Raw genomic sequence first — 13,655 nt, forward strand, 5'->3', positions numbered from 1 at the left:
GCCAGGACGTCATGGCACATTTCGACGCGGCCTGGGCGCTCGGCCGTCTGCTGCATCGCGGCTTCGCGCTGGATCTCGGCCTGGCGGAGGATTTCTTCGAGGACAAGCTGGATCGCCCGCTGGCGACGCTGCGCCTGCTGCACTACCCGGCCTGCAGCGGCGGCGAGGCCGCGCTCGGCGCCGGCGAACACACGGACTACGGCAACGTCACCGTGCTGGCCACGGATGGCGTCGCGGGGCTTGAAGTCAGGCGTCGCCCGCAGGGCGCGGAAGACGCTACTGGCGGCGGCTGGGGGGAAGTGCCGCAGGTGCCGGGCGCCTTCGTCTGCAATATCGGCGATTGCCTGATGCGCTGGACCAATGATGTCTATGTCTCCACCCCGCATCGCGTGCGGGCGCCGGCGGCGGAGCGTTATTCGGCCGCCTTCTTCCTCGACCCCAATCCGGATGCGGTGGTGGAAGTGCTGCCCAGCTGCACCGGCCCGCAAAACCCCGCCCGCTACCCGGCCGTGATCGGCGCCGATTACCTGCGGGAGCGGCTGGACGCGACCTACGCGCATCGCCGCCAGGGCTGAGAGCCGCGCCCGATGGACGCCCTGTACCTCCGGGGGTAGGAACGTCGGGCCATGACGATGCCCCCCGCCGTGCTCCAGGTGCTGCCCGCTCTGGCCTCCGGCGGGGTGGAGCGCGGCACCATCGAAATCGCCGAGGCGCTGCGCGACGCCGGGCTGCGGCCGCTTGTCGCCTCGGCCGGTGGCGCGCTGGTGGCGGATCTGGAACGGCTGGGCGTGCGCCATGTGAAGCTGCCGCTGGCGACGAAATCGCCGATCGCCATCTGGCGCAACGCCGCGGCGCTGACCGCGCTGGCGCAGGCGGAGGATGTGCGGATCATCCATGCCAGGTCCCGCGCCCCGGCCTGGTCGGCGCTGCTGGCGGCGCGGCGCAGCGGGGCGGCCTTCGTCACCACCTATCACGGCGCCTACAATGAAGGCCTGCCGGGCAAGCGGCTGTACAATTCCGTCATGGCGCGCGGCGACCGGGTGATCGCGATCAGCGGCTTCATCGCGGCGCTGGTGCAGGCGCGCCACGGCGTGCCGGCCGAGCGCATCCGCCTGATCCCGCGCGGCGTCGACCCGCGCCGCTTCGATCCGGCCCTGGTGAGCGCCGAGGCCGTTGCGGCGCAGCGTGCCGCATGGGGCGCCGCGCCGGGCGATGCGGTGTTGCTGCTGCCGGCGCGGCTGACGCGCTGGAAGGGCCAGGCGGTTCTGCTGCGGGCACTGGCGCTGCTGCCGGAGACAGTGCGCGTGGTGCTCGCCGGCGGCGGGCGGGAGGGTTACGCCCAGGAATTGCAGGCGCTGGCCGGGGCGCTCGGTGTGGCCGGGCGGCTGCGGATGCTCGGCCATGTGCCGGAGCTGGCTTTGGCGCTCGCCGCCGCCGATGTGGTGGTGCATGCAAGCACCGATGCGGAAGCCTTCGGCCGCACCGTCATCGAGGCCCAGGCCATGGCGCGCCCCGTGATCGCCGCCGATCTCGGCGGGCCGCGGGAGACGGTGGAACATGGCGTGACGGGCTGGCGCGTGACGCCGGACGACCCGGCGGCGCTGGCGGCGATGCTGGCGCGGGTGCTGGCCATGCCGGCGGCCTCGCGCCAGACGGTGGGGGATGCGGCGCGGCAGGCGGTGCTGGCGCGCTACAGCACCGCGGCGATGCAAGCGGCGACGCTGGCCGTCTATCGGGAGTTCTTGGCATGACCGTGCCCGCCATACTGGTGATCCGGCTCGGCGCGCTGGGCGATTTCGTCCAGTCCTTCGGCCCCTTCGCCGCGATCCGCGCGCACCACCCCGGCGCGCGCATCGTGCTGCTGACGACGCCGCCCTTCGCCGACCTGGCGCACCATAGCCCCTGGTTCGACGAAATCTGGTCCGAGGGCCGCCCCGCCTGGCATGACCCGCGCGCCGTGCTCGGCCTGCGGCGCCGCCTGCGGGCGGCGCGGTTCGGGCGGGTGTATGATCTGCAGACCTCCGGCCGATCCTCCCGCTACCGCTGGCTGGTCGGGCTGGGGGTGGAGTGGTCCGGCGTGGCGCGCGGTGCCTCCCACCCGCATGACAATCCGAACCGCGACTCGCTGCACACCATCGAGCGGCAGCGCGAACAGCTGGAAGCCGCGGGGATTACGCAGTTCCCGCCGCCGGTGTTGGATTGGCTCGCGGCTGATCTCGATGGCTTCGGCCTGCCGCCGGAATTCGCCCTGCTGGTGCCGGGGGCATCGCCGCAGCGGCCCGGCAAGCGCTGGCCGGAGGCGCGCTTCGCCGCCTTCGCCGCTGCCAGTCCGATCCCCTGCGTGGTGCTCGGCGGTAAGGCGGAGATGGCGATGGCGGCGCAGATCGCCGAGGCCGCGCCGGGCGCCATCAACCTGGCCGGGCGCACCGGCTTCGCCGAGATCGCGGCGCTCGCCCGCCGCGCCCGCTTCGCGCTGGGCAATGATACCGGCCCGACGCATCTGATCGCCGCTGCCGGTTGCCCGACCCTGGCGCTGTTCGGCGCCGACAGCGACCCGGCGCTGTGTGCCCCGCGCGGCCCCAGCGTGGCGGTGCTGCGGCATGTGCCGCTGTCCGGGCTGGGGCTGGATGCGGTGAATGCGGCGCTGGCGGGCATCCTGCCGTCCGACTGAGTTCATGCCCCCGGTTGCCGGGCGGGATCCTCCGGGGGCTTGGCTGTCGGCTTCACCCCAGGCCGGATTGCGTCCAGGCGCGCAGCGCCTCCGTCTCCGTCTCGCTCAGCTTCTCACCGGCCGCGCGCGCGGTGTTCACCAGGGTGGCGAAAAGCACGCGGGACAGGCGGGCGGCGCCCTCCGGTGTCGCCGGTTCATGCAGCTTGACGTAGCCGCGCATCAGCCAGCGCAGCAGCGCCGTCACCTCTCGCGCCGAGACGCATAGGCCCTCCGCGCTCGCGGCCTTGGCGATTTCGGGGGCGGCGATGGCTGGGTCCAGCGGCAGGGCGGTGGCGATGGCATCCAGCAGGAAGCCCAACTCCGCCGGGGTGAAGGCCGGCAGGTCGTGCGGCAGGCCCTTCGGGTCGCGCGAGCCCCAGAGCAGGTCGCGCAGCAATTGCGGCGCTTCCATCAGAGCGGTTTCGCTGACGGCGCTCGCTTCCGGCTCCGATGCCTCGGCTTCGCGCGCCGCGATCGTGGGCAGCTCGGCCTCAGGCGCTTCGACCGAGGTGGTGTCCGGCGCGTCCGCGGCCTCGACCGGTTTCTCCTCCGCCGGCTTGTCCTCGGCGGGCGAATCCTCGGGCGCCGCGCCGCGATCGGCATCGAACACCCAGCGCCGCGCCGGCGGGCCGGAGAGCGACAGGCGGCGGTCCTGCGCTTCCTCGATCAAGGCGCCGAGCGAGCCGGCGCCGGCGTAATCCGTGTGCCGCAGGGCCGGAAAGGCACGCGGCAGGGCCTGGCCGATATCGGTCAGCCGCAGCGCGCCGCCGGGGCTGCGCGCAACCGCCTCCCGCACCCATTCCAGCGCCTGGGCGCGCAGCGAAGGCAGATCGGGCCGCGCCGGGTCGCTGCGCGGCACGTCCACGCGCGCGGCGGGGGCGGGGGCGGTGGCAGGGGCGGTGGTGGAGAATTGGGCGACGGGCAGGTTGCCCATGCCGTCATGCGCGAATTCATCGAGGCCCACCACCAGGTCGGCCGCCGCCAGATAGGCGGCCTTCGCCGTATCCTGCGCCAGGATGGTGATGCGCCGGTCATGCGCGCGCAGGCGGGCGAGCGCCGGCAGGAAATCGCTGTCGCCGGACAGCAGGACGAATTCCTCGAAGCGGGTGCGGTGGTCCAGCGCCTCCCGGATATCGAGGGCCATCTTCATGTCGGCGCTGTTCTTCAGCCAGGCGACGGGTGGGCAATCGACCACGTCGAAGCCGGCCTGCACGAAGGCGGCGCGGAATTCGGAGAAATAGGTGCGGTTCCGCAAATCCTTGGTCGCCCGGTAGCGGGCCACCGGCCGCCCGGCCTGGAAATCCCAGTATCCGCCCGGATTCAAATAGCAGCGGCGCACCAGGGTGCGGCGGATGCCGGGCTTGCCGCCTTCCTCACGCCCCTCCAGCCACGCCAGCCAGGCATCGGGACGCTCGCCGAAGGCATAGGCGGCGCGCTCGTCCCAGCGCAGCAGGGCCATGAAGACATTGTCGAAATCGACATAAAGGGCGGCACGCGGGAGCGGATCTCGATCGGTCATTCAGGCTTCCAGGCAAAAGATAAAGACGCGTCATACGAGTGATATGGGCCAGGCATGCCGTGCGGCGCCTTGACGGCGGGGCGGTGGGCTGGCCATGGTCCGCGCCCTTTATGGCACAGCCCAGGAGCCTTGTATTCCAATGCCCGCGATCACCCTGCCTGACGGTTCCGTCCGCGACTTCGTCGGGCCCGTCACGGGCACGACGGTCGCGGCCAGCATCGGCCCCGGCCTGGCCAAAGCCGCGCTCGCCATGCAGGTGGATGGTGTGCTGCGGGACCTGTCGGACGAGATTTCGGCCGATGCCAGCCTGCGCTTCATCACCCGCCGCGACCCCGAGGCGTTGGAGATGATCCGCCACGACACCGCCCATGTGCTGGCGGAAGCGGTGCAGGACCTGTTCCCTGGCACCCAGGTGACCATCGGCCCGACCATCGAGAACGGCTTCTACTACGACTTCTTCCGCAACCAGCCCTTCAGCGTGGAAGACTTCGCCGCCATCGAGGGCCGGATGCGGGAGATCGTGGCGCGCAATGCCCCGTTCCAGCGCAGCGTCGTTTCCCGCGCCGAGGCGACCTCCCTGTTCGAGAAGAAGGGCGAGGCGTTCAAGGTCGAACTGATCCGCGACTTGCCGGATGGCGTGGATATCAGCCTGTACAGCCAGGGCGACTGGATCGATCTGTGCCGCGGGCCACATATGCGCGGCACCGGCGATGTCGGCACCGCCTTCAAGCTGATGAAGGTCGCCGGCGCCTATTGGCGCGGCAAGTCCGAGAACCCGGTGCTCTCCCGCATCTACGGCACCGCCTGGCGCGACCAGAAGGAACTCGACGCCCACCTGCTCCAGATCGAGGAGGCGGAGAAGCGCGACCACCGCCGCATCGGCAAGGAAATGGGCCTGTTCCATTTGCAGGAGGAAGCGACCGGCAGCGTCTTCTGGCACCCGAAGGGCTGGAAGCTGTACCGGACGGTGGAAGACTACATGCGCCGCCGGCTGGACCAGGCCGACTACCAGGAGGTGAAGACCCCCCAGCTTGTGGACCGCCGCCTGTGGGAGGAATCCGGCCATTGGGAGAAATTCCGCCACGCCATGTTCCTCGCCAAGGTCGAGGACAAGGACGAGGCGGACCGCGTCTATGCGCTGAAGCCGATGAACTGCCCCTGCCACGTGCAGATCTTCAACCAAGGCGTTCGCAGCTACCGCGAATTGCCGCTGCGCATGGCCGAATTCGGCGCCTGCCACCGCTTCGAGCCATCCGGCGCGCTACACGGCATCATGCGGGTGCGCGCCTTCACCCAGGACGACGCGCACATCTTCTGCGAGGAGCACCAGATTGCCGATGAGACGGTGCATTTCGTGGCGCTGCTGTCCAGCATCTATCGGGACCTCGGCTTCACCGATTTCCGCGTGAAGTTCTCGGATCGGCCGGCGGTGCGCGCCGGCGACGACGCGACCTGGGACCGGGCGGAGGGTGCGCTGAAGGAAGCCTGCGCCGTTGCCGGGGTGGAGTATGAGCTGAACCCGGGGGAGGGCGCCTTCTACGGCCCGAAGCTGGAATTCGTGCTGCGGGACGCGATCGGCCGCGACTGGCAGTGCGGCACCCTGCAGGTGGATTTCGTGCTGCCGGAACGCCTTGATGCCACCTATGCGGCGGAAGACGGCACTCGCAAGCGGCCGGTCATGCTGCACCGGGCGATCCTGGGCAGCTTCGAACGCTTCCTCGGCATCTTGATTGAGCAGCATGCGGGCCGCTTCCCGCTCTGGTTGGCGCCGGTGCAGGTGGTGGTGGCGACCATTGTTTCGGATGCCGATGACTATGCGCGTCAGGCCGCGGCGGCGCTGGCCAACGCTGGCTTGCGCGTGGAGCTCGACCTGCGGAACGAGAAGATCAACCGCAAGGTGCCGGACCACATCGCCCAGCGCGTGCCGGTGCTGGCCGTGGTGGGGCGGCGGGAGGCCGAGGAAGGCATGCTGGTGCTGCGCCGCCTTCCTGGGCGGGAACAGGAAAGCCTGCCACTTTCGGAGGCAGTCGCCCGGCTGGTGGTCGAAGCCACGGCGCCCGACCTTCTCCGGTCGGTCCCCGAAGCGGCGCAATAATGCCACATTTCGCGGCGGCGCGCGGGTCGAAACACCCGCCGCCGCTTGCTTCGGCGGGACCGGATCGCCATAACAATCCGGAATACGTCTTGAACCACGACAGGAGAGCGCTATAGCCCGAGGTCCGATGCCCGCCCAGTTGCCGACGCGCGACGGCCCGCGGGTCAATGAAGACATCCGTGTACCCCAGGTCCGCCTGATCGATCAGGACGGCGAAATGATCGGGGTGATGTCTGCGCGCGACGCGTTGCTGCGGGCGTATGAGGTCGGGCTCGACCTGCTCGAGATCAGCCCCAACGCTGCTCCGCCGGTCTGCAAGATCACGGACTACGGCAAGTACAAGTATGAGCAGCAGAAGAAGGCCAATGAGGCGCGCAAGCGCCAGAAGGTCGTCGAGCTGAAGGAAATCAAGGTCCGTCCGAATATCGACGACCACGATTACGATGTGAAGATGCGGCAGATGAAGGAGTTCATCGGCGACGGCGACAAGGTGAAGGTCACGTTGCGCTTCCGTGGCCGCGAAATGGCGCACCAGGACCTCGGCCTGAAGGTGCTGGACCGGATCCGGACGGAACTGGCGGAAGCCACCAAGGTGGAATCCATGCCGCGCCTGGAAAACCGCCAGATGATCATGGTGCTGGCACCCAAATAGGCAGCCGATCGGGGGGCTGGCCGGTATGTTCGGCGCAATCCGGAAGCGGCTGTCCGGCCCCTCCGCCCCAGCGCCGGTTGTGCCGGCCTCGCCTTTCGCGGTGCCGGTTCCGGCCCCGCTTGCGCAAGATGCAGGTCTGCAAGCCCGCTCCGCGGCCTTCGGCGCCGGCTGCCGGTCCCACGTCACCGCCTATGACCAGGCGCTGGCCGGGCTGGTGGCGGCGGGCAGCCTGCGCCCGGACCAGCAGGATTACGCCCGCGACCACCGGCTGCGCTTCGCTGAGGCGCTTTATGCCATCGAGACCCTCCTCAAGCCGGAACCGGGCTGGCCGCGCTGCCGGGTGATGGAAATCGGCTCCTCCATCACGCCGATGCTGTTCCATGCCGCCTTCCCGGAACTCCGCCTGACCGCCGCCTGCCTGTTCCGGCACAAGCAGCTCGATGGCATCGTGGAGCGGGCGGTGCAGGTGGATCTGGAGAAGCTGGATCTGCGCGGCGACGCCGCCCTGGCGCTGCCCGACCCACCTTTACGCGACCTCGACCTGGTCATGCTGTGCGAGGTGCTGGAACACCTGCTGGTCAATCCGGCCAATCTGTTCCGCGCGCTGGCCACCACGCTGCGGCCGGGCGGACTGCTGTATGTGACGACGCCGAATTTCCTGCGCCAGGGCTGCCGCGGCCTTATTCTCGCCGGCCGCAACCCGCAGCCGCTGTTCCGGCCCGAATACCGGCCGGAGGACCGCTTCCACCACCATGTCCGCGAGTACACCATGGCGGAGCTGCTGGAGGCGATGCAGGCGGCGGGGTTGGAACTTGAGGTGGCGCAGTACTCCGCCTGCTGGGACAATGCGGAGGCGGCGGCCAGCCTGCCCGCCGACGCCTTGCGAAACCTGGTGGTGGTTGGGCGCAAACCACGCCACCCGGCGGCGGGCGCTTGACCAGGGACCCCGCCAGGCAGTAGGGAACGCGGCATCAGGCGCCCCCTGATGTCTTGGTCGCCCCGCCAAAGGTGGGTCGGCTCCGTCGCTCCGCGAAGACTCGCGCAGCGGCGCGATTTCGTTTGGGGGCGTCGCAACGGCTGCAAGGGGTAGATCCGCCACGATGTTCGAGGCGCTGGGCAACAGGCTGGCAGGGGTTTTCGACAAGCTGCGCCGTCGCGGTGCGCTGTCGGACGCCGATGTCCAGGAGGCGCTGCGGGAAGTCCGCGTCGCGCTGCTGGAAGCCGATGTCGCCCTGCCCGTGGTGAAGGACCTGGTGAACCGCGTGCGCGATCGCGCCGTGGGGGCCGAGGTGATCCGCAGCGTTTCGCCGGCGCAGCAGGTCATCAAGATCGTCAACGATGCGCTGGTCGAGGCGCTGGGCGGCGGTGAAGGCGATGACGGCAAGCGCGGCATCGACCTGAACGCACCGTCGCCGCTGCCGATCCTGATGGTCGGCCTGCAGGGCTCGGGCAAGACCACCACCTCCGGCAAGATCGCGCTGCGGCTGCGCACACGGGATCGCAAGAAGGTCCTGCTGGCCTCGCTCGACGTGCATCGCCCGGCGGCGCAGCTGCAGCTGCAGCAATTGGCGGACCGCGCTGAGGTCACCTGCCTGCCCATCGTCATGGGCCAGAAGCCGCTGGAGATCGCCGCCCGCGCGCTCGATGTCGCGCGGCGCGAGCTGTTCGACGTGGTCATCCTCGACACCGCCGGCCGCTTGTCCATCGATGCCGAACTGATGGCCGAAGTCGCCGCGGTGAAGGCGTTTGCCAAGCCGCATGAGACGCTTCTGGTGGTCGATGCGATGACCGGCCAGGACGCGGTGCAGACGGCGCGCGCCTTCAACGAACAGGTGGGCGTCACCGGCATCGTCATGACGCGCGTCGACGGCGACGCGCGCGGCGGTGCGGCGCTGTCCATGCGCGCCGTCACCGGCGCGCCGATCAAGCTGCTCGGCGCCGGTGAGAAGCTGGATGCGCTGGAAGACTTTCATCCGGATCGCATCGCCAACCGCATCCTCGGCATGGGCGACATTGTCAGCCTGGTTGAGCGTGCGGCGGAGACCATCGACCAGGCGGAAGCCGAAAAGCTCGCCAAGAAGATGCAGAAGGGGTCTTTCGACCTCGAGGATTACGCCCAGCAGATCAAGCAGATCGGCAAGATGGGTTCGTTGTCCGGCATCCTCGGCATGCTGCCCGGCATCGGCAAGATGAAGGCGCAGATCGAGAATGCGAATCTCGATCAGTCGATGCTGAAGCGCCAGGCCGCCATCATCTCCTCGATGACGATGAAGGAGCGGCGGAAGCCGGAGCTGATCAAGGCCTCGCGCAAGAAGCGCATCGCCGCGGGGTCAGGCTCGACGGTGCAGGAAGTGAATCGTCTGCTGAAGCAGTTCGACGACATGTCGGACATGATGAAGCGGATGAACAAGATGGGCCAGAAGGGGATGATGCGCGGCGGTCTCGGCGCGCTGATGCCCGGTCTCGGCAACAAACGACCTTTCTAGGAGCAGAATACAGATGGGCCTCAAGATCCGCCTCGCGCGCGCCGGCGCCAAGAAGCGTCCCTACTACCACATCGTGGTGGCCGACAGCCGCAGCCCGCGTGACGGCCGCTTCATCGAGAAGCTGGGCAGCTACAACCCGATGCTGCCGTCGGACCACCCCGATCGCGTGCGGCTGTTCGCCGAGCGCATCACCCATTGGAAGTCGGTCGGCGCGCTGCCGACGGAGCGTGTGGCCAAGTTCCTCGGCCATGCCGGCCTGGCGCCGATGCCGGTGTACCCGGAGCAGCCCAAGCAGTCCCTGCCGAAGAAGAAGGCGCAGGAACGCGCCGCCGCGAATGCGGGCTGAGCGTAAGGGCTGATCGGTGGACCGGGTGAAGCGCGTGATCGTGGGCGAGATCGGCAGGCCGCATGGCGTGCGCGGACTCGTGCGCCTGCGCGCCTTCACCGCGGACCCGCGCGCGATCGGCAATTACGGCCCCCTGACGGATGAGGCTGGGACGCGCCGCTTCGCCGTGACCGCCATGCCGGATGGCATCGCCCGCATCGAGGGTGTGACGGACCGCGAACAGGCCGCAAAGCTGACGGGCGTGAAGCTCTACGCCGAGCGCGACCGCCTGCCGCCGTCCGAGGACCCGGACGAGTTCTTCCTGTGCGACCTGGAGGGCCTGCCGGCCTTCGGGGAGGACGGGGCGAAGCTCGGCACGGTACGCGCGGTGCAGGACCACGGAGCCGGCGCCTTCCTGGTGATCGACTGTGCCTCCGGCGAGCTGCTGCTGCCCTTCACCAAGGCCGTTGTGCCAGTGGTGGATGTCGCCGGTGGCCGCGTGGTGGTGGTGCCGCCCGGCGAGGTCATCGTGACCCCTCAGCCGGGTGAGGCAGCGGCGTGACCTGGCAGGCCACCATCCTGACCCTGTTCCCGGAGATGTTTCCGGGGCCGCTCGGCCTGTCGCTTGCCGGCAAGGCTTTGCGGGAGGAGCGCTGGGCGATCGAGGCGATGGATATCCGCGGCTTCGCCACGGATCGCCACCGCACGGTGGATGACACGCCCTTCGGCGGCGGCGCCGGCATGGTGATGCGGCCGGATGTGCTGGACGCGGCCTGCGAAGCGGCCACCGCGGCCAACCCGGGCGCGCCGCTGGTCTATCTGACGCCGCGTGGGCGCCTGCTGGACCAGGCGCTGGTGCGCGAGATCTCCGCCGGCCCCGGCGTGGTCGTGCTCTGCGGCCGCTACGAAGGTGTCGACCAGCGCGTGATCGAAACTCGGAAAATGGTCGAGGTCTCGGCGGGGGATTTCGTGTTGTCGGGCGGTGAGACTGCGGCGCTGCTGCTGCTCGATGCCTGCATCCGGCTGCTGCCGGGCGTGATGGGCGGGGCGGCGAGCGCGGCGGAGGAAAGCCACGGCACGGACGGCCTGCTGGAATATCCGCACTACACCCGCCCCGCCGAATGGCAGGGGCATCGCGTGCCCGATGTGCTGCTCTCCGGCCACCATGCCGAAGTGGCCCGCTGGCGCCGCGCCGAGGCGGAGGCCGCGACCCGTGCGCGGCGGCCGGACCTCTGGGACCAATTCACCCGCCGCATGGCGGAACAACCGAACACGGCCAAGGCGGGGCGGCTGGACGGCCACCCGGCCGCCGCCTAGATGCATTGATTGGAAGGAACCACCCGATGAACCTGCTCCAGCAGTTCGAGGCCGCCCAGCAGGCGCGCCTCTCCGCCACCCGCCCGACGCCGGCCTTCGACGCGGGCGATACGCTCCGCGTCATGGTGAAGGTCGTGGAAGGCGAGCGCACCCGCGTGCAGGCCTATGAAGGCGTCTGCATCGCCCGCAGCAACCGCGGCCTGAACAGCAACTTCACCGTCCGCAAGCTGTCCTACGGCGAGGGCGTGGAGCGCATCTTCCCGCTGTATTCGCCGAATGTGGCGGAGATCATCGTGGTGCGGCGCGGCAAGGTGCGGCGCGCGAAGCTGTATTACCTGCGTGGCCGGACCGGCAAGTCCGCGCGCATCGTTGAGCGGGCGCGCGACAAGCGCGAAGTGCCCGCCACCGCCTCCTGAACCGACATCGGCCCCGCCATTCGGGCGGGGCCATCGGGCTGGTGGAGGAAAGACAAGAAGGGGAAAGCGATGGCCAAGCCACGCACGCTGTTTGACAAGATCTGGGACGCCCATGTGGTGGACACGCTGCCGGATGGCACCGCGGTCCTCTACATCGACAAGCACCTCACCCACGAAGTCACCAGCCCCCAGGCCTTCGAAGGTCTTCGCCTCGCCGGCCGCAAGCTGCGCCGGCCGGATGCCACGATTGCTGTCGTGGACCACAACATCGCCACGGACAGCTCACGCTACGGCCGCATCGAGGATCCGGAAAGCCGGATGCAGGTCGAGACGCTGGAGCGCAACGTCGCTGAATTCGGCGTGCCCTACATTCCGCTGACCGATATCCGCCAGGGCATCGTGCACGTCATCGGGCCGGAGCTGGGCCTGTCCCTGCCGGGCATGACGCTGGTCTGCGGCGACAGCCACACCTCCACGCATGGCGCGCTCGGCGCGCTGGCCTTCGGCATCGGTACGTCGGAGGTGGAGCATGTGATGGCCACCCAGACGCTGCTGCAGAAACCCGCGAAGAATATGCGCGTGACGGTGGATGGCGTGCTGCCGCAGGGCTGCACGGCGAAGGACATCGTGCTCGCCATCATCGGCCAGATCGGCACCGGCGGCGGCACCGGCTACGTCATCGAATACGCCGGCGAGGCGATCCGCGCGCTGGACATGGCCGGGCGCATGACGCTCTGCAACATGACCATCGAGGCCGGTGCACGCGCCGGCATGGTGGCGCCGGACCAGACCACCTTCGACTACGTGAAGGGTCGCCCCTTCGCGCCGAAGGGCGCGGATTTCGACAAGGCGGTGGCCTGGTGGAGCACGCTGCCCTCTGACGCCGGCGCGCATTTCGACAAGGAAGTGGTGCTCGACGCCGCGCAGATCGCGCCGCAGGTCACCTGGGGCACCAACCCCGAGGCCGTGCTGCCGATCACCGGCCTGGTGCCGGACCCGGCGCTGGTCGAGGATGAGGACCGCCGCGCGCAGATGGCGCGCATGCTGCAGTACATGGACCTCCAGCCGGGCCAGAAGCTGGAAGGCCTCAAGATCGATGTTGCCTTCATCGGCTCCTGCACCAATTCCCGCATCGAGGACATCCGCGCCGCTGCCGCCATCGCGCGCGGCAAGAAGGTGGCGGATGGCGTCCGCGCCCTGGTGGTGCCCGGCTCCGGCCTGGTGAAGAAGCAGGCGGAGGATGAGGGGCTCGACATCGTGCTGAAGGAAGCCGGTTTCGAGTGGCGCGAGGCGGGGTGCTCCATGTGCCTCGGCATGAACCCGGACAAGCTGAAACCCGGCCAGCGCAGCGCCAGCACCTCGAACCGCAATTTCGAGGGCCGTCAGGGTCCGGGCGGGCGCACGCATCTCGTCTCGCCCGCCATGGCAGCGGCGGCGGCGATCCACGGGCATCTGGTCGATGTCCGCAAGCTGCAGGAGGGTGTGTGAGATGAGGGCCTTCACCACGCTGACCGGCGTCGCCGCACCGATGCCCGCCGCCAACATCGACACGGACAAGATCATCCCGGCGCGCTTCCTCAAGACCATCGCGCGCACCGGCCTCGGCAAGTCGCTGTTCGCCAATATGCGGTACAAGGAGGACGGGTCGGAAAACCCGGACTTCGTGCTGAACCAGGAACCCTACCGGCACGCCGAGATCCTGATCGCCTTCGACAATTTCGGCTGCGGTTCGTCCCGCGAGCATGCGCCCTGGGCGCTGCTGGATTTCGGTATCCGCTGCGTCATCGCGCCGGATTTCGCGGACATCTTCCATTCCAACAGCTTCAAGAACGGCGTGCTGCCCGTGGCCCTGCCGCGCGCGGTGTGTGAGCAGCTGATGGAAGACGCGCGGATGGGCGGCAATGCCCGCCTCACCGTGGATCTGGAGCGCCAGGTGGTGGTGCGCCCCAATGGGGAGGAGATTCCCTTCCAGATCGATCCCTTCCGCCGCCACCTGCTGCTGAACGGCCTGGATGATATTGGCCAGACCCTGCAGCACGCCCCGGCGATCGATGGCTTCGAGGCAAAGCAGCGCGCCGCGCAGCCCTGGCTCTACGCCGAAGTCTGAGTGATGCGGGGGCCGTCCTGGCCCCCAC

General features: G+C 69.2%; 14 protein-coding genes. 13 read left to right on the forward strand and 1 reads right to left on the reverse strand.

Features of this window, described 5'->3' with window-relative positions:
• Positions 1-11 precede the first annotated feature (11 nt).
• Genes ACFHNC_RS12720 through ACFHNC_RS12730 form a run of 3 tightly spaced genes read left to right on the forward strand, consistent with a single transcriptional unit; the run spans position 12 to position 2,671 of the window.
• Positions 12-575 carry an isopenicillin N synthase family dioxygenase gene (locus ACFHNC_RS12720; RefSeq protein ID WP_437169589.1) on the forward strand — a complete coding sequence of 188 codons (564 nt, stop codon included), beginning with the start codon at positions 12-14 and terminating at the stop codon, positions 573-575.
• Between the two features lie 51 nt (positions 576-626).
• The gene (locus ACFHNC_RS12725; protein ID WP_437169590.1) at positions 627-1,751 is read left to right on the forward strand and encodes a glycosyltransferase family 4 protein; all 1,125 of its coding nucleotides are present in this window, start codon (positions 627-629) and stop codon (positions 1,749-1,751) included.
• 2 nt (positions 1,752-1,753) lie between these two features.
• The gene (locus ACFHNC_RS12730; RefSeq protein WP_437169709.1) at positions 1,754-2,671 is read left to right on the forward strand and encodes a glycosyltransferase family 9 protein; all 918 of its coding nucleotides are present in this window, start codon (positions 1,754-1,756) and stop codon (positions 2,669-2,671) included.
• A gap of 52 nt (positions 2,672-2,723) precedes the next feature.
• On the opposite strand, the gene ACFHNC_RS12735 is transcribed toward ACFHNC_RS12730, so the two are convergent.
• A complete protein-coding gene (locus tag ACFHNC_RS12735; RefSeq protein WP_437169591.1) occupies positions 2,724-4,229 on the reverse strand; it encodes an NYN domain-containing protein in 1,506 nt (501 codons plus the stop codon).
• A gap of 139 nt (positions 4,230-4,368) precedes the next feature.
• On the opposite strand from ACFHNC_RS12735, the gene thrS reads away from it, so the two are divergent.
• From thrS to leuD, 10 genes are all read left to right on the forward strand, one after another.
• Complete coding sequence (gene thrS / locus ACFHNC_RS12740; protein ID WP_437169592.1) at positions 4,369-6,324, forward strand: threonine--tRNA ligase; 1,956 nt, start codon at positions 4,369-4,371, stop codon at positions 6,322-6,324.
• A 127-nt stretch (positions 6,325-6,451) separates the two neighbouring features.
• Complete coding sequence (gene infC, locus ACFHNC_RS12745) at positions 6,452-6,976, forward strand: translation initiation factor IF-3 (protein ID WP_304807540.1); 525 nt, start codon at positions 6,452-6,454, stop codon at positions 6,974-6,976.
• Between the two features lie 25 nt (positions 6,977-7,001).
• Complete coding sequence (locus tag ACFHNC_RS12750; RefSeq protein WP_437169593.1) at positions 7,002-7,913, forward strand: class I SAM-dependent methyltransferase; 912 nt, start codon at positions 7,002-7,004, stop codon at positions 7,911-7,913.
• A gap of 163 nt (positions 7,914-8,076) precedes the next feature.
• On the forward strand, positions 8,077-9,462 hold the full coding sequence (ffh, locus tag ACFHNC_RS12755) for a signal recognition particle protein (RefSeq protein WP_437169594.1): 1,386 nt from the start codon (positions 8,077-8,079) through the stop codon (positions 9,460-9,462).
• Positions 9,463-9,475: 13 nt separating this feature from the next.
• Complete coding sequence (gene rpsP / locus ACFHNC_RS12760; RefSeq protein WP_168054308.1) at positions 9,476-9,808, forward strand: 30S ribosomal protein S16; 333 nt, start codon at positions 9,476-9,478, stop codon at positions 9,806-9,808.
• 25 nt (positions 9,809-9,833) lie between these two features.
• Complete coding sequence (rimM, locus tag ACFHNC_RS12765) at positions 9,834-10,349, forward strand: ribosome maturation factor RimM (RefSeq protein WP_437169595.1); 516 nt, start codon at positions 9,834-9,836, stop codon at positions 10,347-10,349.
• On the forward strand, positions 10,346-11,104 hold the full coding sequence (gene trmD / locus ACFHNC_RS12770) for a tRNA (guanosine(37)-N1)-methyltransferase TrmD (RefSeq protein ID WP_437169596.1): 759 nt from the start codon (positions 10,346-10,348) through the stop codon (positions 11,102-11,104). The genes rimM and trmD overlap by 4 nt, the downstream gene beginning before the upstream one ends.
• A gap of 26 nt (positions 11,105-11,130) precedes the next feature.
• A complete protein-coding gene (gene rplS / locus ACFHNC_RS12775) occupies positions 11,131-11,520 on the forward strand; it encodes a 50S ribosomal protein L19 (protein ID WP_437169597.1) in 390 nt (129 codons plus the stop codon).
• 69 nt (positions 11,521-11,589) lie between these two features.
• On the forward strand, positions 11,590-13,008 hold the full coding sequence (gene leuC / locus ACFHNC_RS12780) for a 3-isopropylmalate dehydratase large subunit (protein WP_437169598.1): 1,419 nt from the start codon (positions 11,590-11,592) through the stop codon (positions 13,006-13,008).
• Between the two features lies 1 nt (position 13,009).
• Complete coding sequence (gene leuD / locus ACFHNC_RS12785) at positions 13,010-13,627, forward strand: 3-isopropylmalate dehydratase small subunit (RefSeq protein WP_437169599.1); 618 nt, start codon at positions 13,010-13,012, stop codon at positions 13,625-13,627.
• Positions 13,628-13,655: the final 28 nt, after the last annotated feature.

It is taken from the genome of Falsiroseomonas sp. E2-1-a4 (genome assembly GCF_051433165.1).
Lineage (GTDB): Bacteria > Pseudomonadota > Alphaproteobacteria > Acetobacterales > Acetobacteraceae > Falsiroseomonas.